Below are 24823 nucleotides of genomic sequence, written 5' to 3'. Positions count from 1 at the left end.
AACTATTATGATGCAAAAACAAGTATTAGCAACGGACATTGGCGCATCCAGCGGACGGATCATGGCAGGGAAATATGATGGCAAACGAATTTCTTTAGAAACGATCCATCGTTTTTCTAATGATCCGGTTACCATGGGAGATACGATGTACTGGGATTTCCCCCGATTGTTTTATGAGATAAAACAGGGACTTTTAAAGGCCAAAAGCTATGGCGGATTTGGCAGTATCGGAATTGATACATGGGGCGTGGATTTTGGCCTGCTTGATTCCAATGGAAGGCTGTTTGGCAATCCGGTCCATTACCGGGATAACCGCACAGCAGGTTTCTTAAAAAAAAGTGAACAGATGATTGATAAAAATAGATTTTATGAAATCACGGGTAATCAGTTCATGGAAATCAACACAGCGTTTCAGCTTCTGGCTCTCCATGCGGATTCATCCGGACTCCTGGAACAGGCAGATTCCCTTTTACTTATGCCCGATTTATTCCGCTATTTTCTTTCTGGAGAGAAAAAAAGTGAATGCTCCATTGCATCAACAACTCAGCTTTTTGATATGAGGGAAAAGCAATGGTCATGGGAAGTGATAAAGCGGCTCAATCTGCCGGAAAAATTATTCACACCTCTGGTCACTTGGGGAACCGCAACCGGAAAAGTAAGTCACTCGATCTGTGAAGAACTTGGAATATTGCCGGCAAACGTCATCGCAGTCGCCGGCCATGATACCCAGAGCGCTATGGCAGCTATTCCGACCCAGGAGAAAGACTATATCATCCTAAGCTGTGGGACTTGGTCCATTCTGGGAACAGAACTGGATACACCGATAATCAACGAAAAGTCACAGAAATATAACATAACAAATGAGCTTGGTGTAGAAGGAAAGTATTCTTTTCTTAAAAATATCATTGGACTTTGGCTGGTACAGGAAAGCCGGAGACAGTGGATCAGGGAAGGAAAGAACTATGATTTTGCAAGGCTGGAGGAGTTGGCTTCCGAGGCTGAACTGTTAAAAAGTTTTATTATGCCGGATGCTCCAGAATTTGTTCCGCCAGGTGATGTGCCGGAACGGATCCGCAGCTTTTGCAGAAAAACCGGTCAAACGGTACCAGAGACAGAAGGAGAAATCATTTGCTGCATAAACCAAAGTCTGGCTATGGCCTATCGAAAAGCGCTGGATGAAATTGCAGAGTGTACAGGAAAAACGTATTCCACAATCTATCTTGTGGGAGGAGGCGCTCAAAGCAGGCTGCTTTGCCAGATGACTGCTGACGCCTGTAACTGTACGGTGGTTGCCGGTCCAATAGAAGCAACTGCATTTGGTAATGTGATGGTCCAGTATATGGCGGATCATGAGTTTTCGAATTTGCAGCAGGCAAGAAAGGTTCTGGCGGAATCTGTGGAGCCGATTCGATATGAACCAAAGCATGCAGATCGGTGGGAAGAGGCGTATCAGTGGTACCGTGAAAATTTCTAAGAAAGGAAGAACGATGATAGATAGCCAATATAAAGAATTAAAAGAACAAATGTGTGAGATCTGCCACAAGATGTGGCAGTTAGGCTGGGTGGCAGCCAATGATGGAAATGTGTCAGTAAAACTGGAGGATGGGAGCTTTTTCGTGACGCCTACCGGCATCAGCAAAAGCTTCATTACGCCGGAAAAACTGCTCCGAATTGATGAGAATGGAAATGTTTTGGAAGGACTTGATGGAAGCCGCCCGTCTTCTGAGATAAAAATGCATCTGCGCTGTTATAAAGAGAGGGAGGATGTAGGGGCTGTTTTACATGCCCACCCACCAGTTGCAACAGGATATGCAGTGGCCGGCAAATCCCTGGACGAATACTCCATGATTGAGACCGTAATTGCATTGGGTTCCGTACCGGTCACCCCTTACGGAACACCATCCACATATGAAGTCCCGGATGCGATTGCGCCGTATCTGGAACATCATGATGCCGTGTTGCTGCAAAATCACGGTGCCCTTGTGGTAGGAGCTGACTTACTCACTGCTTACTACCGGATGGAAACTCTGGAACTGTTTGCAAAAATCAGCCTGAATGCCCATTTGTTAGGCGGGGCAAAGGAAATATCCGAAGAAAATATCGATCGACTGATTTCTATGAGAGAAAGCTACGGAGTGACAGGAAGACATCCGGGTTACAAAAAATATAATAAATAAATGGGGAGGCAGGTATGCTGAAAGGAATTCCTCCGGTTTTGTCGCCGGAACTGCTGAAGGTCTTATGTGAGATGGGGCATGGGGACGTGCTTGTGATCGCTGATGGCAATTTTCCCGCTGAGTCTGTTGGAAAAGATGGGAATGTGATCCGTATGGATGGGCATTCTGTCCCGGATATTCTGGAAGCCGTGCTGTCAGTATTTCCTCTTGACCGCTATGTAGAAAAACCAGTGCATTTAATGAAAGTAGTGGAAGGTGATCAGGTAGAAGTTCTGATCTGGGAAGATTATAATAAGATTATAATGCAAAAAGAAGGACTTGGTGAGGAAGCAACCGGGTATCTGGAACGTTTTGATTTTTACCGGGAGGCGAAGAAAGCCTATGCGGTAATTGCTACGGGAGAACAGGCCTTGTATGCCAATATCATGCTGCAAAAAGGTGTTGTAAAATAATAGAAATTTTACTTAATAAATGCAGCATAGGATGATATAATAAAATAGATCAACTAGAAAAAACTGTACTCATTTTCTCGTAGTACAGTTTTTCTCTAAGGATGATTTGTTAGAAACAGAGGAAAATGCAGATGGAAAATCTAATGGATTTAAAAGAAAGAATGCTTCCGGCTCCAGTTGGCGGAGGATTTAGGATGGAAGGATATTGGGTTTGGTGCGGATCTGTAATTAAAGGGGAAGATAACCGGTATCATATGTTCGCATCGCGCTGGCCGAAATCACAGCCGATGCATCCGGGCTGGCTTTCCCTTTCAGAAATTGTTCGCGCCAGTTCCGATACGCCGGAGGGGCCATATCAGTTTGAAGAGGTAGTGCTCCCAGCTAGAGGCGCGGAATATTGGGATGGGAGAATGACACATAATCCTCAAATTACAAAATGGGGAGACACATACGTATTGTATTATATAGGTTCTACCCATCCATTTCCGGATTTAAAGGAGGGAGAGCAGCTGGTCCACAACGACTATCGTTCGATTGTAGCCCGTGCGAATAAAAGAGTCGGAATCGCAACCGCTAAAAGTGTTTTTGGACCATGGACACGCTCTGATCGTCCCATACTTCCAACCAGACCAGGACATTTTGACAATTTCCTGACCTCGAATCCGGCACCATGCATAGGAGAAGATGGTTCGGTTGTTCTGCTGTTTAAAGCGAGATCATATAAACCGATGCCATATACAGGAGATACATATGGACGGATGACAATCGGAGCAGCAATGGCTAAAGATGCTCTTGGGCCATATCATGTGATGCAGGAAACCCCGTTGTTTGTAGATGAATCCATAGAGATTGAGGATCCGTTTATTTGGAAAGAAGGTCCTTACTATCAGATGATTGCAAAAGACATGCATGGAAACATATGCGGTGAAAAATATGGAGGTGTTCATGGCTATTCTGAGAATGGTCTTGAGTGGACTCTTAACATGGGAGAACTGACCTATTCCCGTCATGTGTTATGGGATGATGGAAAGGTACGCCAGATGGGAAATCTAGATCGTCCCTTTATCTTATTTGAAAACGGTAAGGCGACTCATATGTTCTTTGCAACGAGCGATGGGACGGAAAGTTTTTTTGATGCGGAAAATACCTGGAATATGGTGATTCCTTTAAAGCAATATTAAATTATTTATTCAGCCTTTATTTATAAGGCTTTAATAGAAAGGAGCAATTAAAATGGAAGATTTTATGGATTTATGCCTTCGCAGGCAAAGTTGTAGAAATTTTAACGATCAACCGATAGAACATGAAAAGCTGGTTAAATGTGTTGAGGCGGCCCACCTGGCGCCTTCCGGATGTAATGGTCAGCCCTGGAGCTTTGTTGTAGTCGAAAATCCTGAACTTATGGAACAGATAGCGGAATCTGCACAGCAGTTAGGTGGTTCCAATGCATTTGCTTCTAAAGCACGGGCATTTTTTGTTGTGGTTGAAGAACATGCAAATTTAATGCCTCATGTTAAATGCCTTGTAGACAGTCAGTATTTTGCTCCAGGCGATATTGGAGCGGCAACGGCTTATCTTTGTCTGGAAGCCGAATCACAGGGAATCGGTACTTGCATATTGGGAATGTTTGATAGAGAAAAAGTAGCTAAGCTGCTGGATATTCCGCTGGAAAAGCATATATGTGGGTTAATTGCAGCCGGATACCCTGCAAATCAGACGGTGCGGAAGAAAACCCGCAAACCACTGGAAGAAATTGTCCGGTTTGTTTAAACTTCTAATTTTAAAAGTCAGTATTTTGCCTATGGCATTGTACTGACTTTTTTCTTTTGCCAAAATGATGGTGAATGGGTTATTTTCTTAACATCTTCTTTATACATATTTCTTTTATAATTAATACAAATGAATAAATTTATGATAAAAAAGGAGAAAAGTATGTTAGAAAGTTACGCTTTTACAATCAATTCACAAAGAAAGATGATCATTTCTTATCGATCAAAACCATTGGATATAAAATATGAAAAGAAAACCAAATTCCAGGTATAATTGTTCATCAATAATGGCCGCATAATCGAGTAACAATACAAACAATTAGGAGATGATCGTTATTAATTTTATTACAAACATAATAAGCAATTTAACACTATCAGAAATAATCATGATATTTTTGGCACTTGCCCTTGCATATATGGCAGTGGAAAAAAGATATGAGCCCTTGCTTCTTCTTCCATTGGCATTTGGAATGCTTATTGCTAATATATCAAATGCGGGTCTGTCCTCTTATGATGAAGGAGGACTGATTTATTATCTGTATAAGGGCATTGAGCTTGGGATTTATCCTCCCATGATTTTTATCTGCATTGGCGCAATGACGGATTTCAGTCCCTTAATTTCATCCCCTAAGACAGCGCTAATTGGTCTTGGAGGTCAGGTTGGTATTTTTGCGGCCATGTTTGGGGCATTAGGTTTAGGACATATAATTTCCTATTTTGTCCCCGGCTTTGTAAACTTTACCATGCAGGAAGCGGCAGCCATCGGAGTAATAGGAAGTTCAGATGGTCCGACTTCTATTTATATCACAAAGCAGCTGGCAAGTCATCTGCTTCCGACCATTACGATTGCAGCGTATTCTTATATGGCTTTAGTTCCTCTTATTCAGCCGCCGATCATGAGAGCACTTACCACTCAAAAAGAAAGAATGGTAATTATGCCTATTCCGAAAGAGGTGTCCAGGAGAAAGAGAATTCTTTTTCCTATTGCAATGACTTTGTTGGTATTAATCTTCGTTCCTTCCGCTGCAACATTGATATCAATGCTGATGCTTGGTAATCTTATCCGGGAGAGCGGCGTGGCAGAACGGTTAGTCAGAATGCTTGAGGGGGATTTGCTGAATCTTCTTACCTTATTAATTGGCTTATCCATTGGAGGAAGTGCAACCGCTGAGAGGGTATTGAATATTAAAACACTTTTTATTATTATCTTAGGTCTTTTTGCATTTGTCATGGGAACCGCCGGGGGAGTATTGGTAGCAAAGCTATTATGCAAATTAACAGGAGGAAAGGTAAATCCCCTCATAGGAAATGCAGGTGTATCCGCGATGCCAATGGCTGCCAGAATATCACAAAGATTAGGTCACGAATACGATCCTACAAACCATCTTTTAATGCATGCAATGGGACCGATTGTTGCAAGTACCATAGGTTCCGCAATTATAGCGGGAATTTTTATTTCCTTGTTCGGATAATAAATTTATGATAGCTATGACAGCTAAAACAATGATATACTATTCATGATAGACAATGCTTCATCATGCATGAAAATGATTCCATGCATTTACTTAAATAACATATGAAAAAGTGTAGGGTGGTTGATTTGGACAAGAAAAGGGTTAAAAATATTATTTTCTCTTCCTGCATTCTTTGCGGTACATTACTTATCTGCGAAGTTCTTTACCGTAATAATTTGGGATATCAAAATATAAATATTGTAATGTCCATGGCAATATTTATTATTACAGCTGTTACAGAAGGATATATCTATGGAGTAACATCAGCAGTGATAGGCGTATTTACTTATGATTATTTGATAACTTCTCCAAGATTTGGTTTTAGTTTTACTGTGAACTTTCCGGTAACTCTTATTATACTGTTGTTTGTAGTTTTCACCAGCAGCATTATTACTACCAGCATTAAGACGCAGGCAAAGCAAGCAAGGCAGAAGTGTCAGCATGCGGAATTGCTGTACAGCATTAACAGAAAGCTTCTTTCCACAAGGGATCTGCATACGATTATTAGATACTCTATGGATTACTTAAAGGATGAGTTAATGCATTCCGTAGCCTTTTTTGAAGATATCAAACCAAGCGGAAAGCTAAACCCTTATTTTATGCAGGCAAATGATGATGTGGGTTTTGAATTTTTTACGCAGGAGGAAGTATTTAGCTTAGTAAGGCTTTCTGCGGATAGGCAGGAAGCTCTGGAAGATAAAGACTATGGCTACTTTTTGCCCATAACGACTCAAAACATCACTTATGGAGTCTTTACTTTTTCTTTCAAAGAGAAGGATTTGGACAATAAACAAAAGATGTTTTTGGAATTAATAGCGGATCAAACGGCTCAGGCTCTTAGAATGTATCATCTTATGGCAGAGAAGCAGGAAACTAAGGTGATGATGGAAACGGAAAAAGTAAAGAACAGCTTTTTAAGAAGTATATCTCACGACTTAAGAACTCCGCTTACCGGGATTATAGGTGCCAGTTCTACTTTGCTGGAAGAGGGGGATAAGGTTCCTTCTGAAATGCGGGCCAAACTGGTGGAGGGGATTCAAAATGATTCCCAATGGCTTTTAAATATGATTGAAAACATATTGTCCATTACAAAGATCCAGAATAATGATATGGTGATTGATAAATCAGAAGAAATTGTGGAAGAGGTGATTGAGGGAGCGGTCACAACGTTTCGCAAACGCTTTCCGAATACCAAGATCACGGTGATTCAGCCTGACAATGTGATTTTACTTCCCATAGATATTATGTTGATCACTCAAGTTCTTACTAATATTTTGGAAAATTCACAAAGACATGCTTTGGGACAGAGGTCGGATGTGACAATCGAAGTAAAAGAAGAGGATGATTTTGTGAGTTTTATCATAACAGATACAGGCCCTGGAATAGATCCAAAGATTCTTCCGATGCTATTTAACTTTACGGTTACACCGGAGAACCCATATAAAGATTCAACGCGAAATTTAGGAATCGGGCTCTCCATTTGTAAAACCATAATCAGAGCGCATGGAGGAGAAATATATGCAAATAATCGGCCGGAAGGCGGAGCACAATTTGTGTTCACATTACCGCTTGACAATAATGAGCTTTAAAGATTGCCAGTGGCATGGCGGCTGCAGATGATAGAAAGGTTTTGATATGGAAAATAAACATGTTATTATGATCGTAGAGGATGAAAAAGCAATCATCGAATTCATTTCTGTTAAATTGGAATTACAAGGATATCGGGTGTTGAAAGCCGTCAATGGGCAAGAAGCCATTTCCTTTGCCTCATCCCATTGCCCGGATTTAATCTTGTTGGATTTGGGACTGCCGGATATGGATGGTATGGAAGTACTTAAGTCTATTAGAAGCTGGAGTATGGTTCCTGTGATTATTATATCGGCAAGGAATGAGGATAAGTGCATTGTATCGGCTCTCGACAGCGGTGCAGATGACTATATTACAAAACCTTTCAACAATGCGATTCTAGTGGCAAGAATCGGAACGGCCTTGCGAAGAGGGCATATATCGAAAATAAAGAATAGCATATTGAACCAGCCATTCAACTCGGCGGATTTATATATAGATTATGATAAAAGAATCGTTACAGTAGACGGAGAAACGGTACATTTAACCCCAATTGAATATCGGATTATCGTCCTTCTCTCTCTAAATGCAGGTACTGTATTGACTCATGAATTTCTATGCCGTGAACTTTGGGGGCCTTATGTGAACAAAAGCAAAGCCCTTCGGGTAAATGTAGCAAACTTAAGGAGAAAAATCGAAAAAGATACAGCGAATCCTCAATACATTTTAACGGAAATTGGAGTGGGATACCGATTGATCGAAGATATAGGATAATCTAAAGCGATAAAGAATGATATTCTCTGCATAGTTTCCGTGGAAATACAAAAACTATCGACAGATAGGAGGTATCATTATGGCAAAAGCAGGTATGAGAAGACCGAGTCCTTATGATTCAAACAATCATGGAACGGAGAATCGTGAGAAAATGCATCGACCAAAAAATGAGCAGGCCCATGTGCCAGAAATTCAGGGGGCTGCGAAAAATGGAAATGACAAAGCCGGTCCGATCAATGCTCCAAACTGGGCTAGAGACGATTACAAAACGGGAAATAAGCATGACGATATTTAATAAAGAGGGTGCCGCTTCGCAGCTGTGGATCAGCTATGAAGCGGCACCCCGCTTATTATGGCATTTTCAGAAACTTATTTTTTTAAGTAATCGATAGCTCCCTGCCAGAGCATACTTCCAGAGGGCTGATATTCTGCGTCGCACTGGGTCTTTGCCTTCTCACTCATTTCTGTTAAGTTATAGCCGTCTTTTAAAACGGAAAACTTAAAAACTCCCGGAGAAAGGGCATGATGTGGGCAATCATAGATGCATTTCAAACACCACATACAATTAGATCCAAACTTTGGGAGGCCGTTTTGGATCTTAATGTTATTAGATGGACATTTTCTAGCACATAGACCACATTGGGTACATTCTTTTGAGGCATGGATAGATAAGCCGAAGATTTTTGCACCAAAGTGCTCTGATTTGCCTATGAATGCAAAAAAATGATCAAGAGCCCTAGGCTTTGTAAGGGATATCTTACCTGATAAAATCTCTGTGATGGCCTGGGTCACTTTTAGTGGAATGACATTAAGCAATTGGAGATTTAATTGGAATTCTGCCTGAGAGCCATAATTAGAGGGCATCACAAACATTTTTTCATAGATCGGATGATACCCCTTTTTAACCAACAAGCGCTTACAGTGAACGCGGCATGCGGTATTGGGTGAGACTTCTCCGCCGCCGGAAACAGAGATAACTGCGGCTGGTATATTCTGTGCTTTGGGCAGATTCTTTACCCATTGTTCCATGATAGTGGCTAGTCTAAAGGCGTATACAGGAGAGAAGATGATTAGAAGATCCGGTGCTTTTTCCTCATGATATGTATTGCGACAAGATATATCAATCACATTTACATGGATTCCAGATTTTATAAACTTGGTTTCAAAGCAGGATACAATGGCTTTTGTGCCTCCTGTTCCGGAGAAGTATGCTAATGTAACGGTTTTGACGGTAAGATTTTTATTATCCATTAAGATTTTCTCCTTCCAAATACTTATATGATTTAGATAAATAGCAAGCCGCTTTTGTTACAAAAAGCGGCTGCCAGAATCTCTATACTAATTTTCTTTTTATGTTAAATCTCGTTGACTGGTTGTTTTGTCTTATGCAAAAGCACAGCGCCAAAAGCCATGATAACAAAAAACACAACCAGATAGGCGATCGCAGCAATTCCATGGGCAAACCATGCGGCAGCAATCATAAAGATACAGCCTGCAAGGGATATGCAAGGCATTAGGATCCGGTTGAAAAAGTTAAGCTCCTTCCCTTTTATCATGAACATTATGAAAATAGGGATGTACAGGGCATAAATTGTGATAATTGGCAATTCCGAAGAATCAAAGCTGAAGAATCCAAACCAGTTGGAAGTTAGGTTTGCTCCATAAAAATAAAATAACCAGAGGCTGCAAAGAAACAACCCCATAATTGCGGAATTAACAGGCATATTGGTCGCCGGATCTACCTGGCTGAAAACCTTGGGCTTAGGGCCAAGACCCCTTGCAGCGATTGAATAAATTCCCCGTGTACAGCCAAGCATCAGCCCGTTTAAGGTACCCAGGCATGAAATGATGACGAATACAAACAAAAGGGAACCGCCTGCTGAGGTGAATACTGTTTGGAATGCCAGCTTGGCACCGGCTTCACCACCAGCCATCATCACCTCATTTTTAATCGTTCCGGCCAAACCAATATAATACAGGATGTAAATGGACATGGTAATAAAAGTACCAGCAATCAAAGCCAAAGGAAGATTTTTCTTTGCATTTTTTAACTCTGCATTAATACAGGTTGCAATGATCCAGCCTTCATAGGCAAAGCTTGCTGCAACAACAGCCTTAAACAACCCGTTGGTAGTGCTTTGGGACACGTAGTGGGTGAAGTTATACATCGTCATACCGCTGCGAAGCCCTGCAAATGTTCCGACAACTGCCATTAAGAAGAGGGGAATCAGTTTAATAATCGTAGTGCTTACCTGGAATTTTCCAGCCAAAACAGGAGATAAAGCATTCATTGTAAAGCTGGAAATCAGATAAAGGCAGGCGATGGTCATACATTCTCCGCCTGTAATAGAAAAACCAAAGATTACGCAAGTATACCGGGCGGAGACCCATGCAAGTACCGAGGTTATTGTGGGATAATAAATCGCTGCCATAAACCAGCCGACATAATAGGCATATTTTTTCCCCATTGTTGCTTCTGCGTAATCTACCACACCATTGATATACTGATATTTGGTGGCCATGACAGAAAACGTGTAAGCGCAGGAAATCATTATGATACCCCCGATCACCCACGCCAGTATGCCCTCTTTTAAATTGCCTCCGGTTGCCGTAAGGATCTTTTCCGCCTTAAAAAACACACCGCTTCCGATGACGATACCTACAACCATTGCAATGGCTGTAAAAAGACCATATTTCTTTTCTAATTTCGGTTCCATAGTTTACCAGTCCTATGATCCATAGGATTCCTTTATATTATTCTTTCATCATCAAAGAAAATAAATGCCATACAACCAGATTTGATAATATTATGGCCCTATTTATGGATGAGGAAACTTTTTTTATTTTATCATAAAGTTTAATAGAATACAGCTAGAATTTTCTTATTTAAGGTTTATTTTTCGTTAAAATAATTATTTTCCAAAAGAGGAAAATGACGGTAATAAAGACCCGAAGCCGGGATTGACAGCATTGCCGGAATTAATGTATGATTAGTATCAAATATGGGTACGTCTTTAAACGCTTAAGGTTCTAAAAAGAATAAAAGGAGAGAGGCTCATGGCAAAAATAAAGGAGTATACTCTGGAAAATATCAAAGAGATCTGTGAGTTTGGCAAGGCGATCTCATCACCTGTCCGGCTTGAGATCATCAAGCTGTTATACCAGGACAATTTTTCAATAAGCCAGATCGCGGAAGCTCTTGATCTTCCACAGTCCAGCGCCGCTTTTCATTTGAAGCTTCTTGAAGCCGCGGATTTGATCCGTATGGAGGAACAGCCTGGGAGTCACGGAACTATGAAGGTCTGCAGCCGGAAACAGGATTATGCCAATCTCTGCTTTTTGCCGAGAAGCAGCCAGATCAATGAGGTATTAAGCATTGAAATGCCGGTGGGTGCATTTGTGGACTGCAGCATTTTTCCTACCTGCGGGTTATATACCACTTCAGGAGTGGTGGGAATGGAAGATAAGGTATACAGCTTTTATCTGCCGGAACGGATGGATGCCGGTCTCTTGTGGACCTCCAAAGGCCGTGTGGAATACCGGTTTCCCAATCTGCTTCCTAATGGGAAACGGCCGGTGAGGCTATCCTTTTCCATGGAGATATGCTCGGAAGCGCCCGGATATGCGGAGGACTGGAAGTCTGACATTACCATGTGGATAAACGGTGTGGAATGTGCCACCTGGTGCTGTCCGGGGGACTTCGGGTCCAGAAGAGGGAGACTTACTCCTTCCATATGGCCCAATGGTTCTACCCAATACGGTCTTTTGGTAAAATGGGAGATCAAAGGAGACGGAAGCTATATAAACGGAGAGCGAGCCTCCAAAATCAGGATCAATGACCTCGCGTTATCAGAAAATGCCTTTATCAGCATGACTATCGGAAATAAAAAGGATACAGAATATGAGGGCGGCTTTAATCTTTTTGGCAAAACCTTCGGCGATTACGCCCAGGATATTATTATGGAAATCGAATATTGATGATATATGGTGAAAGAGGAAACAACCATTTGGAGAATATGCATATTTTCCGGGCGGTTGTTTTTTCGTTGCCTTGCGCTTGAAAGTGGAAACGTTGTATTATAACAGGGATTCTATTTTTTTGTATAATAGAAATAAATAATAAAACAGTAATACTGTTGTAAAGGGGAATATTATACAAATTATTATATAAAATAGAGAATAATATATTGACTTACACAATAAAAAGGTGTATGGTTGATTTATTGAAACAGTAATACTGTTGTTAGTCAAGCTTCTATTGGACAAAAAACGACAGGCTGTTTTATGGTTTGCGAGGTTAACAAAACAAAACAAGGAGGTAATTATGAGAAGAGGCAAAAAATGGATGGCTGCATTAGGTGCAGCGGCACTGGTTATGGCGGCATTGTCAGGATGCGGAAGCAGCGCAACAACGCAGACAACTGCGGGGACCCAGGCAGCACAGGGAACCCAGGAGAACAAGGAAACTTCTAAAGGAGAAACGTCAGCAGCAGCTACAGAAGAAACAAAGAATGTCAATGACGACGGAACGGTAAACAATCCAGAGCAGGTGGCAGTGGATGCCAACAAACTGGTCATGTGGTCCTTATTCAGCGGCGGTGACGGCGGTTTCATGACCAAGATGATCGAGGACTACAATAGTACGAACCCGACGAAACAGGTACAGTCTATCATGCTTGTATGGGCGGATTATTATACAAAGCTGCAGACGGCTGTTGCTGCCGGAAAAGGGCCTGATATCGGCATTTCCCATGCATCTTCTCTTCCTCAGCTGGTGGAAGACGGTGTGGTACAGCCGATCACTACATATCTTGACGAGCTGGGTGTCGATTTGAGCCAGCATTATTCACAGGCCTCCATTGATGCTGTGACTTTTGACGGAGAAGTCTATGCCATACCTTTGGACACACATGCAGAGATCATGTATTTCAACAAAGAGTTATTGGAAAAGGCCGGAGTGACCTTAAATGCGGCCGGAGCAGTTGATATTAAGAGCGTGGATGACTTCTATGCCGTTTGTGATAAGATCAAGGCCGTGATCCCGGAAGACGGCACAACCATCGCCATTACCAACAATGGAGACGATCCATACCGTCTGTGGTGGGCAACCTATTTCCAGATGGGAGGAACCCCTATCGTCAGTGATGACGGCAAGGAGGTCACCCTTGATAAGGAAAAGGCAGTTAAAGCAGCGGAGTTTGTAAAGGGACTGTATGACAAGGGTTACGTTGCCGAAGGCATTGATGATCACCAGAAGTTCTTCCAGACCGGAAAAGCAGGAATCTGCATCGGCGGAACCTGGGCGGTAGGTGCTTTTGAGCAGACGGATAACTTAAAATTCGTACCTATGGCATTCCCAAAACTTTTTGATACCGAAAACTGCTGGGCTGATTCCCATACCTTCATTCTTCCTACAAAGAATTCAAGGAATGAAGCCGACAGCAAAGCAGCGGTGGAATTCATGGTAGCAGCATCCATGAATGGCGGCGTGACCTGGGCAGGCTCCGGCCAGATTCCAGCATGCAAGGAGGTTCTTGCAAGTGACGCCTATAAGGCACTTCCATATAGAAGCAGCTACATGTCTGAGGTGGAGAAAGCAGTCCTTCCGGCAAAGGTTTCTACCTTTAATGGAATGAAGAAAGGGATGATCGACAGCCTGGATACTATCTGGACAGGAAAGGGAGATGCTGCTTCAGGAATTGATGCCTTATATGATGAGCTTGAGTCAAACCTTCCGTAACATTTAGTGAAACTAGAGGGGGGAATCTTTCTCCCCTCTTTGTAAATAGGATTGCATGGTTAGGGAGGACAGTAATTTGAGCAGAAGCAGAAAAGTAAGAGATATGGCTACAGGCCTGGGATTATGCCTTCCTTTTTTGGCCTTATATACGGTTTTTACCATATGGCCGGTGATTCAGGGGCTGTATGTGAGCCTGCATAAGTGGTCCTTAATGGGTAAGGTAAAATTTGTAGGACTGGATAATTATATTAAATTTTTGTCGGATCAGAAGTTTGTTGACGCACTGAAACATACGATCATCTTTGTCATCCTTTCCGTACCGTTCCTGGTGATCATGGCTTTGATACTGGCGCTGTTTGCCAATAGGCCGGTGAAGATCAGGCGGGGGTTAAGGATCGCATATTATCTTCCCAGTATTATATCTGTTTCTGTTGCGTCCTTTATTGCAAAATACATGTTTGCACCCTATATGGGATTTGTAAACGGAATGCTCCATCTGATCGGGATTTTAGGTCCAGGATCGGAAATCCAGTGGCTGATTGACACAAATCATGCATGGGCGGTCGTTACTATGATGACCGTATGGTGGACCGTGGGATTTTCCATGCTTTTATATTTATCGGCGCTGCAGGACATCTCTCCGGAGATATACGAGGCAGCGGAAATTGACGGAGCGGCGAAATGGCAGCAGCTGTTTTCCATTGTTCTGCCTTTATTAAAGCCCACCACCTACTTAATCGTCATGCTGCAGATTATCGCCAGCTTCAAGGTGTTCGGCCAGATCCAGTTAATCACGGCAGGAGGGCCGGCAGGTAGTACAAAGCCTTTGATCCAGTATATCTATGAGACAGGATTTACGAAGAACAATATGGGCTATGCTGCGGCCATGTCCTATGTGCTGTTTGCCATTCTGGTGGTATGTACGTTTATTCAGAAGGCGGTTCAGAGGAAGGGGGAAAGGGAAGATGAAGCGTAAGAAAGTAAAGGCAGGGAGCGTTGTGCTGACTCTTTTGTCCGCAGGGCTGGCCCTCATTTTTCTGGCACCTGTGATCTGGGCCTTTTTCGTATCCCTGCAGTATGAGGGGAAGCAGATCATAAGCGTGGGCAGCTGGTTTTCACCCCCCTACACGTTTCGGAATTATCTGGATCTGATCATCGGTTCCGATGTTGCCAAGTGGCTGATGAATTCCGTGATCGTTGCAGTTCTTGTTACAGTTTTAACAGTCTTATTTTCCGCTATGGCGGCCTATGCTCTGGCAAAAATTAAATTTTTAGGGAGAAATAAGCTGTATCTTTACTTTTTGCTGGGACTCATGGTACCGGGGGAAGCAACCATTGTGCCGCTGTTTATTACTGCCAATGGATTAAAGCTGATTGATACATATGCAGGATTGCTTTTTCCGTCCGTGGCAGTATCCATGAATCTAATAATCATGGTGACATTTTTTAAAGGGCTTCCGGATTCTCTTATAGAAGCTGCCAGAATCGACGGAGCCGGAGAGATTACGATTTTTGCCCGGATCATCATGCCCTTATCAAAGGCAGTAATCTCTACCATCAGTATTTTCGCATTTATTGGAAGCTGGAATAATTATCTATGGCCTCTGCTCTGCGCCATGGACAGCAGTAAATTTACATTGCCTGTGGGCATTCCCATTTTTGCCGGAACCTATACCGTGGATTATGTGAAACCGATGACGGCTAATATGATCGCATCCATTCCTGCCATTATCATTTATCTTATCTTTGAAAAACAGATCGTGCAGGGAATCACGATGTCCGGCGTTAAGGGATGATTATAATAAATATATATACCTTACAGGAATGCCTAAATGCCAAAAGCAGGTATATCTTTGTACCAAAAGGCAGGCAGGAAAGAGGAAAGGAGAATTATTACATGCTATGCTATCAAAAGGACTATCCAAGACCACAGTTTGTCCGTAGGGAATGGATCAATTTAAACGGTATTTGGGACTTCAGTTTTGATGATGACAATCAGGGTGAAGTTCAAAGCTGGTATGAGGGGTTCCATACGGAGAAAGAGATATGTGTGCCCTTTACTTACGAAACAAAGAAAAGTAATATCCATGACGAAGGGGTGCACCATTTTGTGTGGTATGGCCGCAGGTTTCAGGCGGAAAAAGAGAAATTATCGGGAAATAAGCTGTTTCTGCATTTCGAGGGAAGTGACTTCCTGACAAAGGTATGGATCAATGGGCAATTTGCCGGTATGCATGAAGGCGGATATTCCCGTTTTTCCTTTGATATCACGAACCTTGTAACGGATGGGGAGAACCTTGTAGTTGTAAAAGCAGAAGATCATTTGGATCCCCAGCAGCCAAGGGGGAAACAGCGGTGGGTTTCTGAAAATTTTGGTTGCTGGTATGTGCAGACGACAGGAATCTGGAAGACCGTATGGATGGAGTATGTACCGGAGGTCAGCTTAAAATCGGTGAAAATGACTCCCAATTTACCGGAAGGCAGGCTTGAACTGGAGTATACCGTAGACTGTCCCAAACCCCTGGATGGGAGAAGGTTAGAGGTAGAGGCGGTTGTAAGCTTTGAAGGCAGGCTTGTGGCAAGGACTCTGGACGGCATAGGGAAAAATCCCACAAAGGCTTTCATTGATCTGGAAGCAGCCGAGGCAGAAAATCCGTGGGGGATCCGTACATGGACCCCGGCGGAACCCCAACTATATGATATCAGCTTCCATACCCGGTACGATGGAGAAGTATGTGATGAGGTTGGTTCATACTTTGGTATGCGGGAGATCCGGATCGATGGTCCCAACATTCTTTTGAATGGGGCACCGTTATATCAGAGGTTGATCCTTGACCAGGGATATTGGGAAGAAACCCATTTGACGCCGCCGGATGAGGAGGCATTGATCGAAGATATTGATAAAATTCATGCACTTGGGTACAACGGTTTGAGGAAGCACCAGAAGACAGAGGATGAAAGATTCCTTTACTGGTGTGACGTTAAGGGGATGCTGGTATGGAGTGAGGCACCTGCTGCTTATGTTTATTCCGACCGTGCGGTGGAGTTGTTTACAAGGGAATGGCTGGATATTGTAAAGCAGAATTATAATCATCCTTCCATTATTACATGGACGCCGATCAATGAATCCTGGGGCGTTCCTCAGGTTGAGACCAACAGAAGCCAACAGCATTTTACGGAAGGGATTTATCACCTGACGAAAAGCATTGACAAGTACCGGCCGGTGATTGTAAATGACGGCTGGGAGCATACGGTTTCAGATATTATCACCCTTCACGATTATGAAGAGAAGGGGGAAGTGCTAAAGAAACGTTATACAGAATACAAGAATGAGATACTAACGACGGAGGTTTATCACTCCACCTCTAAATCAGCCTTTGCCAACGGATTTTCATACAAGGGGCAGCCGGTGATAATCAGTGAATTTGGCGGAATCGCGTTTGACAGTGACAAAGAAGGCTGGGGGTATGGGAACAAGGTCAATACAAAAGAGGACTTTTTAAAGAGGTTTGACAGTATTACGACAGCCATTAAGGAGATCCCCTATGTATGCGGCTATTGCTACACCCAGGTCACGGATGTGCAGCAGGAAGTCAATGGACTAATGGATATCAGGAGAAACTTTAAGGTGGAGTCTGATAAGATAAAGGAAATAAATGAGAAGAGAATCGCGTTTTGGAGAGATGAACTCCGATAACATACTCCTCCTGTCAGAGAAAAAGCAGTCACTCTTTTATCGGGTATTTGCCCTTTTTAAAGAGTGGCTGCTGCTTTTTATTGGAGATTTGTTTCTTTTATTTCGCTGCTACGATAGACTGCACATACGAAAGCATTTCTTCTTTGGATTGTACTGTTTGCGTATGATCGATAATCTGCTGCTGAGCTTGGGTAGGTAAGGAGAAAAAATAGTCCATTGCTTTATATTCTTCAAGTGCCAGACCTAACCCTACCGGCAATTCCGCACCGCTTGTATAATTTCCCATCTTTAAACCTCTTAGATATTAAGATCTTTCCATGATCTGTTTTTCCTGTTCCTCTATCATCTTTTTAACCATATAACCATATTGATAAGATGTCATGTTACTATAATCATTACTTTTTATAGGGAAGCCGGTTTCTTCGGCGATTTCATACTTAAAACGGTCAAGAGCCTCCCTTGCTTCCGGAATGATATTTCTGTTTGGCATATAGAATCACCTCAATTCGTTTTATAACTATTATGAGAACTTTTAGAAATAATATTCAGAAGCATAAAGCTAAATAATAAACCACCAGACAAGGATGGAAAGAACGGCACCAGTTATGCAGCAGATCGCATCATTCATTGTATCCACAAGACCGGCAGGCTGAAGTGCTTTTTCAGATACATGATTATGAGAGGTATGGATCTTTTGCCAGCGCTGTGCATTACTATGAGTGATACAATCGGTAATATATTCAAGCACTTCCCAAATTACATGAAGTGTTATGGAAAACGTAAAACCAAACAACAGGATCACATATTTTATAACGCCGGAGCTTGTACCAGTCAATGCAATTCCAAAGCCCACAAACGCAACTCCGGACAGGAAATGGATCGCCCGATCCCACCATTTATATTTATCATAAAAATGGAGCGAGCTGCCCAGATATAATGCCATGAATAAGATGATAAGATATACGAAGATGCTGAAGCCATCAATTCTTATATGAAATACGGCATCTAGAAATCCAGGTAAAAAGGACAATACAAATACTAAGATAACGGATTTCATTATCTTAAATTCCCTTTTAAAAACATGATATACGGCCAATGCAAATAAAGCGCACCGAAAAATAATCTCGCAGAGACTCAAAAGTTTCATATGATCACCTCACGAGTTGAGTATGCGCAGCGGCTGAAAAATTATACCTTTTGGAAATATCATTAAGAGGCAGATCATTAAGCCCTGCCTCTTAAAAACGAAATTCCTGTTCCACCAGTTTCTCTGCATATTCTTCCACGGCTTTTTCAATTCTCCGATAAGTCTCAAGGACTTCTTTTCCTTTTTCCGTTAAACGTGTTCCTCCGTGTTCATTTCCGCCCTTTTCAGAGATAACAACAGGAAATCCCAGTTCTTCTTCCAGAGTCCGAATCATTCGAATGGCCTTCGGATAGGAGATTCCTGTTTGTTCCGTTGCTTTTTTAATGGATTTACACTCTTCAATGGCATCTAACATTTCTTTTACGCCCTTGCCAATAAAAATTTTATCTTTACCAATTCTTGTTCTTGTAATTACGCGCATGTTTTCATCACCTCAGATTTACTATACAGAGATTTTGGATTTGTGGCAAGAGGAATATGAATGAAAGAAAAAATAGTTTGCTGGATTACGTTGAACGATTCATATTGACCATCAACTGTTTTTTAGGTATTATGATTTTATAGATGGAAGGAAGGGGAAAACATGAAGCACATTGGGACGGAGTATTTGGAAACTCAGCGATTGGTATTGAGGAGATTCACCTTAGAAGATGCGGAAGCAATGTATAAAAATTGGGCTTCTGATATCGAAGTTACAAAATATCTAACATGGCCGACCCATGAAGAGGTTGCTGTCAGTAGGATGGTATTGAATGGCTGGATAAACGGTTATTCCAGGCCTGATAATTATCAGTGGGCAATCGCTTTAAGAGAAATCCCTAATGAACCTATTGGATCCATAGGTGTAGTATACCGGGATGATAGCATTGCCTTAGCCCAGATAGGGTATTGCATTGGCCGTAAGTGGTGGCACAAGGGAATCACCTCTGAAGCGCTGAATCGAGTCATGAATTATTTATTTGATGAGGTAGGAATGAACCGAATAGAAGCCAGGTATGATCCCCAGAATCCCCATTCCGGAGGAGTTATGGAAAAATGCGGTATGAGATATGAAGGGATAATGCGGCAGTCAGGCCGTAATAATCAAGGGGTATGTGATCACTGTTATTATGCCTTATTAGCTTCTGACAGAAACTAATTTATCTCATGGAATCATGATTGGAAATAGAAAAGCTGCTGACTGTCCGTAAAGACTAAGTCAGCAGCTTTTTGATGCGTAGCTTATGATTTTTTCCAACGTATAAGAGTCGGCAGCACAGCTGTAACTTCTTTTCTTGCTTCTTCCTCACCAAAAGTCCTGCCTAAGATAGGTACAATCATCTCAGTCATTTCTTCCATCGTCAGATCAGAATCTATAAATTTTCCGTCTTTATAACAATTCGTGCAATAAATGCTTTTACTTCCATCAGGCTCTGTTGCAATGAAATGAGAGTGTTCTTTGTTAAAAGGTAAACCACAGCTTTGACACATTGTTACTTCCGCCATATTTATCATCCTTTCGTATAATAACTCATCAACAGTTAGCTTATATTGTTAATACAAGCTAACTTCATTATAAAGGAGAGCCATGTGGATTGTCAACGGCAATGCCTGTCTTCTGATATCGGATTCGTGTTGTTAAGATGGTGTTAAGATTGTCATTCATCTATTCCTTTTTTTGGTAATTCTTACTAAAATAAAGATAGAAAAGGAGGGGTGATATATGAATGCCATTATTGTTTTACTGATTGTTGTTTATGCGATCATAGGTGGGGCGTCCACACTATATCTGTTTTTCAGTATGCCCGCTGTTATTATATGGAAGTTTTACAGGAAGTTTAAATATCACATATCCTTAATGAATTGATCGACGCATAAAATCCAAATTTTTAAGTGTGCCCCCTTCTAGTTTTATATAGAAGGGGGCACACTTATGCCGATCCGGACAGACAGATTAAACATTGGTAAGCCTTCGGAACAGATTGTTCACATCCAACTGGCCATATCCCCATACATTGTTTGGAAAAGTGCTAGCCCCTTCCCGCCGGGCCCCTCTTATAATAAGGCGGTTGACATCGTATCCGGTCATGGAAGTATAATTTCCTCTGGAAATACCCCATTCCAGGATCATGGCAATGGCGCCGGCCGTATGAGCGGCGGCGGCCCCTGTTCCTGTAATGGTTCCATACTGATTCCTTAAGGTAGCGCAGGGAAGCTGGTATCCGGGGGCTGCGATATCTGGTTTGACCAGTCCACTTCTTGTATAACCCCTGCTTGATTCGATGAGGATGCTGTCATTAAGCTGGTTATAGGCAGTGATCGTCAGCTGATGGAGACCATTGCCGGGAGACGTTATCGTGGTATCCGGATTCGGATTGAGAAAAAAGGTTTCATTGGAAATAATATCTCCTGCAGGAAGCCAGGAGTGAAAGGATATGGGCTCATTATCAATGCTTTGGATCCGGATGCTCCAGACTCCGGGCAGGGCATTCCTAAAACGCAGCAATATGAGCTGATCCCCGGTTTCCTCTTCAAATATAAAATTATTCACCCAGAGCATACTTGGGGTAAAAATGAAGTTGAACATTCTGCAAGAGCCAATGGTAGGATAAATCAGCTGAGTGGATTCCCGGTTTGGTGTGGAAACGTCAACGGCAAACCGTCCAAGAGCATAAGGCCATATTTCCATGGAAAATGATTGATCCCTTTCTCCGACTCTTAATTCAAAGTCATTGTAAAAAGGGGGCTCCGTCGTGTTGTTAAAATAATGCCTGCGGTTATTCCCTTCATTCCCTGCTGAAACAGAAAGGCCGATGCCGGGAAGTCTTCCCAGGTAGTTTAAGTAATTACTAAGCGCGCCGCTGCCGTCATGCCCGCCACTGCTGCTGCCAAGGGCGATGCATATGACCACAGGACGGCTAACGCTTTGCGCATAGGAAATTAAGTAGCGTATTCCAAGTATAATATCAGATTCCTGAAAGCAAAGGGTGCTTTCAGGTACAAAAAAAATTTCTTTCAGATTTTGCTTTGCCTCTTTCAGCTTTACAACCACCAGTTCGGATTCTGGAACAACGCCGGAAAAGGATCCATCGGCATTTGGCTTGCCGGCGATCACGCTAGCAATAGACGTACCATGGCCATTGGTGTCAACGGAAGGTACAATGGATAAGGGGTTTTCTGCTTTCAGGGCAAGATTGATAATTTCTTTCTTATATTCAGTACCAAATGTAAAGCCTTCTGGAATAGGACCGTTCTGTATGGTTTGGTCCCAGATAGAAAGGATTCTGGTGGTATCATCATTATAGAGAAAAGCCTGGTGTTGGTAATCAATTCCTGTATCTATGACCCCAACGAGGATCCCCTGCCCAAATAAACCTAAGAAAGGATTTCTCTGTACGGTCCCGATTCCTGATTTTTCGATGCTGATAGTAGATGTTGGCACATAAAGAGTAGGAAAATTGTGATAAGGATAAGTGCCCAGGTTGCAGGGATCTGAGTTTGTCTTAGGGATATTAAGTAGAGAGTGCCTGAAATTCAGCGTAGTAATGTTATCCCCGGAACCATACAAGGGGATTGAAACATTGTTAATAATAAGATCAAAGTAGTCATTGTCCAGTATCTTTTCCAAATTTCAGCCTCCAGGTCTGATTCAAAAGGAGCATTTGTTTTATATTATGCAGCAGGAGTGCTATTATGAGCAGCATAGAGGTTTGTTTTATTCTTGTTCTATTAAAGATTTTGACATTGTGGTTGTCTATCCTGCTGACTGCTGGAGGCCGAAATTTTCTCGATATTTCATCTATAGTAGAACCCTTAGACTGCTGGAAGGAGAATCTAAATTTGACAGAATTATAAAATAAAAATGACAATATATCTAATATAGATTGACAAATATAGCGTAGCAGGTAAAATAATAGGTATTAGGTATAAAATTTTCTTTCAACTAAGGAGGTATATTTTTATGAAATTATTTAGATGTACAGTATGTGGTTATGTTCATGAAGGAGAGACTGCACCGGAAAAATGTCCAAAGTGTAAAATGGGTGCTGAGAAATTTGAAGAGCTCAGTGACGAGGATGCGGAGAAAATATATCGTTCTGACCGTACCAATGCCATTCATATGGAAATCATTACATTAGCAGAAAAAATCATTGCATTAAGCCAGGAAGGAATTGAGGACAATTTAGATCCTAAATGTGTATCCGCTTTCACTCAGGCTAAGGATGAAGCATGGGTAATTAAACAAAGATCAAAAACAGAACTTGCAGGACATATGAAATTGGGTAAATATTAATTGTAGTAAAAGTGCCGTAAGAACTGCTTTTATATCTTATGAAAGATGAGAACACCGGGAAATCTTGTATTTACAAGAAAACCCGGTGTTTTTGCTGTTCATGGGAGGAGTGGAGGGCAGTGGGGGGCCGATGATTAAGATAAAACGTTCTCAGCCCCAGGTTATTGTTATATACAATTAAGTGTATATTGATAGTTTGTGGCTTTTTAGATAAAATGGTATGGAGCAAGTGTTTGAATTAATGTGGGACTTATTGTAACGTAAAGCGATTGTAAGTACCCTTTAAGTTTCGTACAAACATTGTAGAAAATGAATAGGAGGATTAAATGATTAAATCAATATCAAATAGACGCAGCATACGAAAGTTTAAAGATACAGCTATTCCGAAAGAAATGATTGAGGAAATTTTAAATGCAGGAAGACTTGCGCCATCGTCAAAGAATAGGCAACCCTGGAAATTTACGGTTGTAAGCGGCCATTCAAAAAACGATATGCTTTTGTCAATGAAGCAAGGCCTTTTACGGGAGAGAGAAGGCGTGCCTCAGCTTCCTAATAGCAAGCAGCATTTGGCAGGGGCTGAATATACTTTAGAAATTATGGAGCAAGCTCCGATAACCGTATTTGTAACCAATCCTTTGGGTATTGAATTATCGGATCATCTTAATCAGGAAGATAGAATTTATGAAATTTGTAATAGTCAATCCATAGGCGCCGCCATGGAAAACATGACACTTACAGCTACAGAATTAGGTTTGGGAAGTTTATGGATTTGTGATATTTACTTTGCATATGAAGAATTGAGCAGATGGTTAAATACAGAAGGAACATTGACTGCAGCCATGTCTTTTGGTTATTCGGATGAATGCCCCAGACCTCGCCCCCGTAAAAATATGGAAGATGTAGTTGAGTGGAGAGTATAAATGCATTTAATTTAAAAAAGATATCAAAGATAGTCACAGGACATGTCGAAGTTTTATATCTTATTGGTGTGAAGGTTTTAAATGCCTACGACATAATAATCCATAGTTATTTGTTCATACTGTGCCTCCTTTATAAAACGCCTGTCGGAATTTGTACGATGGGCGTTTTTGATTGAACTTATTATATACAATGTGACACTTATCCACAATGTTGTGGAAACATTTGTGGATTAGGTGTTAATGTCTGAAAATACGACACTAAACAGCAAGTTATTACAGGGTTTCAGTCATTATTTTACACATATTTTAAGGTGAGGTGATTGGAAAACAATTGTTTTACTTAAGCCACCACATCTCAAAAGAATTTAAATGCAGTTTGAAATGTGGTGGACAAATCTTAGGCTTCTTTGCCGATCGGATCATCAATCAAGGTAGCAACTCTAAATTCATGAAAGTGACCTTCATTCACTTCTGTTACGGATGCCAGAAAATGGACATGTCTGTCCCCAACAGGAATTGCACCAGATGTCTTGCAACAAAATTCATGATAATGATCTTCATAAAAATCCGTTCTAAATTTTACTTCATGAAAATGGTTCTGGTTCTTACCTGCAGGGATTGCTTCACCAGAAACCGTAGCAAAGCGATGATTATGGGGATCCTGCTGACGCTCTGCTATTTGTACACTTCCTTGAACTTCATGAACATGTGACTGCTTTTCATGGCAATCGCAACAACAATCCTCATTAAACCAATTTTGGGTATAGTCATTCATATTGATTTACTCCTGAACT

At 41.7% G+C, this 24823-nt stretch carries 25 protein-coding genes and 1 pseudogene; 17 read left to right on the top strand and 9 right to left on the bottom strand.

All coding sequences use genetic code 11. The annotated features are described in order from the left end of the window. Window positions 1-7: 7 nt before the first annotated feature. The 9 genes from ACHZES_RS06055 to ACHZES_RS06015 all read left to right on the top strand — a co-directional run bounded on the left by ACHZES_RS06055 (window position 8) and on the right by ACHZES_RS06015 (window position 8547). Window positions 8-1474, top strand: coding sequence for a rhamnulokinase family protein (locus tag ACHZES_RS06055; RefSeq protein ID WP_395548789.1), 1467 nt, complete (start codon window positions 8-10; stop codon window positions 1472-1474). A gap of 13 nt (window positions 1475-1487) precedes the next feature. Then, on the top strand, window positions 1488-2177 hold the full coding sequence (locus tag ACHZES_RS06050; RefSeq protein WP_038284143.1) for a class II aldolase/adducin family protein: 690 nt from the start codon (window positions 1488-1490) through the stop codon (window positions 2175-2177). A 14-nt stretch (window positions 2178-2191) separates the two neighbouring features. Continuing rightward, window positions 2192-2629 (top strand): RbsD/FucU family protein, encoded by a 438-nt coding sequence (locus tag ACHZES_RS06045; RefSeq protein WP_154525656.1) that lies wholly within the window; start codon window positions 2192-2194, stop codon window positions 2627-2629. A gap of 131 nt (window positions 2630-2760) precedes the next feature. Beyond that, entirely contained in the window at window positions 2761-3810 is a 1050-nt protein-coding gene (locus ACHZES_RS06040) for a glycoside hydrolase family protein (RefSeq protein WP_395548790.1), read from the top strand. A 52-nt stretch (window positions 3811-3862) separates the two neighbouring features. Then, window positions 3863-4399, top strand: coding sequence for a nitroreductase family protein (locus ACHZES_RS06035; RefSeq protein WP_038284141.1), 537 nt, complete (start codon window positions 3863-3865; stop codon window positions 4397-4399). A 385-nt stretch (window positions 4400-4784) separates the two neighbouring features. Continuing rightward, window positions 4785-5870: a sodium ion-translocating decarboxylase subunit beta gene (locus ACHZES_RS06030; RefSeq protein WP_395548791.1), complete on the top strand. Its 1086-nt coding sequence runs from the start codon at window positions 4785-4787 to the stop codon at window positions 5868-5870. Between the two features lie 104 nt (window positions 5871-5974). Continuing rightward, entirely contained in the window at window positions 5975-7501 is a 1527-nt protein-coding gene (locus ACHZES_RS06025; protein WP_395548792.1) for an ATP-binding protein, read from the top strand. Window positions 7502-7547: 46 nt separating this feature from the next. After that, entirely contained in the window at window positions 7548-8252 is a 705-nt protein-coding gene (locus ACHZES_RS06020) for a response regulator (RefSeq protein ID WP_038284137.1), read from the top strand. Between the two features lie 79 nt (window positions 8253-8331). Next, window positions 8332-8547, top strand: coding sequence for a hypothetical protein (locus ACHZES_RS06015; protein ID WP_038284136.1), 216 nt, complete (start codon window positions 8332-8334; stop codon window positions 8545-8547). A gap of 74 nt (window positions 8548-8621) precedes the next feature. Here ACHZES_RS06015 and ACHZES_RS06010 read toward each other — a convergent pair whose 3' ends face one another. Next, window positions 8622-9503: an EFR1 family ferrodoxin gene (locus tag ACHZES_RS06010; protein WP_395548793.1), complete on the bottom strand. Its 882-nt coding sequence runs from the start codon at window positions 9501-9503 to the stop codon at window positions 8622-8624. Between the two features lie 104 nt (window positions 9504-9607). Beyond that, the gene (locus ACHZES_RS06005; protein WP_395548794.1) at window positions 9608-10969 is read right to left on the bottom strand and encodes an APC family permease; all 1362 of its coding nucleotides are present in this window, start codon (window positions 10967-10969) and stop codon (window positions 9608-9610) included. A 340-nt stretch (window positions 10970-11309) separates the two neighbouring features. Here ACHZES_RS06005 and ACHZES_RS06000 point away from each other — a divergent pair, with 340 nt between their 5' ends. From ACHZES_RS06000 to ACHZES_RS05980, 5 genes are all read left to right on the top strand, one after another. Beyond that, window positions 11310-12230 (top strand): ArsR/SmtB family transcription factor, encoded by a 921-nt coding sequence (locus ACHZES_RS06000; protein WP_395548795.1) that lies wholly within the window; start codon window positions 11310-11312, stop codon window positions 12228-12230. Between the two features lie 346 nt (window positions 12231-12576). After that, window positions 12577-13992: an extracellular solute-binding protein gene (locus tag ACHZES_RS05995; protein ID WP_038284130.1), complete on the top strand. Its 1416-nt coding sequence runs from the start codon at window positions 12577-12579 to the stop codon at window positions 13990-13992. 76 nt (window positions 13993-14068) lie between these two features. Next, on the top strand, window positions 14069-14968 hold the full coding sequence (locus tag ACHZES_RS05990; protein ID WP_242843184.1) for a carbohydrate ABC transporter permease: 900 nt from the start codon (window positions 14069-14071) through the stop codon (window positions 14966-14968). Then, window positions 14958-15788: a carbohydrate ABC transporter permease gene (locus tag ACHZES_RS05985; RefSeq protein WP_154525640.1), complete on the top strand. Its 831-nt coding sequence runs from the start codon at window positions 14958-14960 to the stop codon at window positions 15786-15788. The genes ACHZES_RS05990 and ACHZES_RS05985 overlap by 11 nt, the downstream gene beginning before the upstream one ends. Before the next feature lie 101 nt (window positions 15789-15889). After that, the gene (locus ACHZES_RS05980; RefSeq protein WP_154525638.1) at window positions 15890-17689 is read left to right on the top strand and encodes a glycoside hydrolase family 2 protein; all 1800 of its coding nucleotides are present in this window, start codon (window positions 15890-15892) and stop codon (window positions 17687-17689) included. Window positions 17690-17786: 97 nt separating this feature from the next. On the opposite strand, the gene ACHZES_RS05975 is transcribed toward ACHZES_RS05980, so the two are convergent. From ACHZES_RS05975 to ACHZES_RS05960, 4 genes are all read right to left on the bottom strand, one after another. After that, window positions 17787-17975 carry a hypothetical protein gene (locus ACHZES_RS05975; RefSeq protein WP_038284127.1) on the bottom strand — a complete coding sequence of 63 codons (189 nt, stop codon included), beginning with the start codon at window positions 17973-17975 and terminating at the stop codon, window positions 17787-17789. Between the two features lie 18 nt (window positions 17976-17993). Next, a complete protein-coding gene (locus ACHZES_RS05970; protein ID WP_038284125.1) occupies window positions 17994-18179 on the bottom strand; it encodes an alpha/beta-type small acid-soluble spore protein in 186 nt (61 codons plus the stop codon). A gap of 69 nt (window positions 18180-18248) precedes the next feature. Continuing rightward, window positions 18249-18632 carry a hypothetical protein gene (locus ACHZES_RS05965; RefSeq protein ID WP_166429765.1) on the bottom strand — a complete coding sequence of 128 codons (384 nt, stop codon included), beginning with the start codon at window positions 18630-18632 and terminating at the stop codon, window positions 18249-18251. Window positions 18633-18927: 295 nt separating this feature from the next. Further along, a complete protein-coding gene (locus tag ACHZES_RS05960; protein WP_154525634.1) occupies window positions 18928-19257 on the bottom strand; it encodes a winged helix-turn-helix domain-containing protein in 330 nt (109 codons plus the stop codon). Window positions 19258-19419: 162 nt separating this feature from the next. Between ACHZES_RS05960 and ACHZES_RS05955 the strand changes: the two genes are divergently transcribed. Beyond that, window positions 19420-19974 carry a GNAT family N-acetyltransferase gene (locus ACHZES_RS05955; RefSeq protein ID WP_395548796.1) on the top strand — a complete coding sequence of 185 codons (555 nt, stop codon included), beginning with the start codon at window positions 19420-19422 and terminating at the stop codon, window positions 19972-19974. Window positions 19975-20057: 83 nt separating this feature from the next. On the opposite strand, the gene ACHZES_RS05950 is transcribed toward ACHZES_RS05955, so the two are convergent. Together ACHZES_RS05950 and ACHZES_RS05945 are read right to left on the bottom strand one after the other, a co-directional pair. Continuing rightward, the gene (locus ACHZES_RS05950; protein ID WP_395548797.1) at window positions 20058-20321 is read right to left on the bottom strand and encodes a zinc ribbon domain-containing protein; all 264 of its coding nucleotides are present in this window, start codon (window positions 20319-20321) and stop codon (window positions 20058-20060) included. Between the two features lie 448 nt (window positions 20322-20769). Then, a complete protein-coding gene (locus ACHZES_RS05945) occupies window positions 20770-22443 on the bottom strand; it encodes a S8 family peptidase (protein WP_154525632.1) in 1674 nt (557 codons plus the stop codon). 333 nt (window positions 22444-22776) lie between these two features. On the opposite strand from ACHZES_RS05945, the pseudogene ACHZES_RS05940 reads away from it, so the two are divergent. Both ACHZES_RS05940 and ACHZES_RS05935 read left to right on the top strand, forming a co-directional pair. Next, a pseudogene (locus tag ACHZES_RS05940) lies at window positions 22777-22890 on the top strand (rubredoxin-like domain-containing protein); the annotation flags it as partial. 548 nt (window positions 22891-23438) lie between these two features. Then, window positions 23439-24029, top strand: coding sequence for a nitroreductase family protein (locus ACHZES_RS05935; protein ID WP_038284147.1), 591 nt, complete (start codon window positions 23439-23441; stop codon window positions 24027-24029). Between the two features lie 397 nt (window positions 24030-24426). Here the strand turns inward: ACHZES_RS05935 and ACHZES_RS05930 are convergent, their stop codons facing one another. Continuing rightward, window positions 24427-24804 carry a YmaF family protein gene (locus ACHZES_RS05930; RefSeq protein WP_395548798.1) on the bottom strand — a complete coding sequence of 126 codons (378 nt, stop codon included), beginning with the start codon at window positions 24802-24804 and terminating at the stop codon, window positions 24427-24429. Window positions 24805-24823 lie beyond the last annotated feature (19 nt).

The organism is Lacrimispora sanguinis (assembly GCF_044987295.1).
In the GTDB taxonomy this organism is placed as follows: Bacteria; Bacillota; Clostridia; order Lachnospirales; family Lachnospiraceae; genus Lacrimispora; species Lacrimispora celerecrescens_B.
This window is presented reverse-complemented; position numbering and strand designations above follow the sequence as displayed.

Bases quoted from the DNA above. Each gene is read 5' to 3' on its own strand.
- ACHZES_RS06025 (WP_395548792.1), top strand. From the start codon at position 5,975: ATGAAAAAGTGTAGGGTGGTTGATTTGGACAAGAAAAGGGTTAAAAAT.
- ACHZES_RS06010 (WP_395548793.1), bottom strand. From the start codon at position 9,503: ATGGATAATAAAAATCTTACCGTCAAAACCGTTACATTAGCATACTTC.
- ACHZES_RS05975 (WP_038284127.1), bottom strand. From the start codon at position 17,975: ATGGGAAATTATACAAGCGGTGCGGAATTGCCGGTAGGGTTAGGTCTG.
- ACHZES_RS06030 (WP_395548791.1), top strand. From the start codon at position 4,785: ATGATATTTTTGGCACTTGCCCTTGCATATATGGCAGTGGAAAAAAGA.
- ACHZES_RS05955 (WP_395548796.1), top strand. From the start codon at position 19,420: ATGAAGCACATTGGGACGGAGTATTTGGAAACTCAGCGATTGGTATTG.
- ACHZES_RS06050 (WP_038284143.1), top strand. From the start codon at position 1,488: ATGATAGATAGCCAATATAAAGAATTAAAAGAACAAATGTGTGAGATC.
- ACHZES_RS05980 (WP_154525638.1), top strand. From the start codon at position 15,890: ATGCTATGCTATCAAAAGGACTATCCAAGACCACAGTTTGTCCGTAGG.
- ACHZES_RS05930 (WP_395548798.1), bottom strand. From the start codon at position 24,804: ATGAATGACTATACCCAAAATTGGTTTAATGAGGATTGTTGTTGCGAT.
- ACHZES_RS05950 (WP_395548797.1), bottom strand. From the start codon at position 20,321: ATGGCGGAAGTAACAATGTGTCAAAGCTGTGGTTTACCTTTTAACAAA.
- ACHZES_RS06035 (WP_038284141.1), top strand. From the start codon at position 3,863: ATGGAAGATTTTATGGATTTATGCCTTCGCAGGCAAAGTTGTAGAAAT.
- ACHZES_RS06040 (WP_395548790.1), top strand. From the start codon at position 2,761: ATGGAAAATCTAATGGATTTAAAAGAAAGAATGCTTCCGGCTCCAGTT.
- ACHZES_RS05995 (WP_038284130.1), top strand. From the start codon at position 12,577: ATGAGAAGAGGCAAAAAATGGATGGCTGCATTAGGTGCAGCGGCACTG.
- ACHZES_RS05965 (WP_166429765.1), bottom strand. From the start codon at position 18,632: ATGGCATTATATCTGGGCAGCTCGCTCCATTTTTATGATAAATATAAA.
- ACHZES_RS06015 (WP_038284136.1), top strand. From the start codon at position 8,332: ATGGCAAAAGCAGGTATGAGAAGACCGAGTCCTTATGATTCAAACAAT.
- ACHZES_RS06000 (WP_395548795.1), top strand. From the start codon at position 11,310: ATGGCAAAAATAAAGGAGTATACTCTGGAAAATATCAAAGAGATCTGT.
- ACHZES_RS06005 (WP_395548794.1), bottom strand. From the start codon at position 10,969: ATGGAACCGAAATTAGAAAAGAAATATGGTCTTTTTACAGCCATTGCA.
- ACHZES_RS05985 (WP_154525640.1), top strand. From the start codon at position 14,958: ATGAAGCGTAAGAAAGTAAAGGCAGGGAGCGTTGTGCTGACTCTTTTG.
- ACHZES_RS05960 (WP_154525634.1), bottom strand. From the start codon at position 19,257: ATGCGCGTAATTACAAGAACAAGAATTGGTAAAGATAAAATTTTTATT.
- ACHZES_RS05970 (WP_038284125.1), bottom strand. From the start codon at position 18,179: ATGCCAAACAGAAATATCATTCCGGAAGCAAGGGAGGCTCTTGACCGT.
- ACHZES_RS06045 (WP_154525656.1), top strand. From the start codon at position 2,192: ATGCTGAAAGGAATTCCTCCGGTTTTGTCGCCGGAACTGCTGAAGGTC.
- ACHZES_RS06020 (WP_038284137.1), top strand. From the start codon at position 7,548: ATGGAAAATAAACATGTTATTATGATCGTAGAGGATGAAAAAGCAATC.
- ACHZES_RS06055 (WP_395548789.1), top strand. From the start codon at position 8: ATGATGCAAAAACAAGTATTAGCAACGGACATTGGCGCATCCAGCGGA.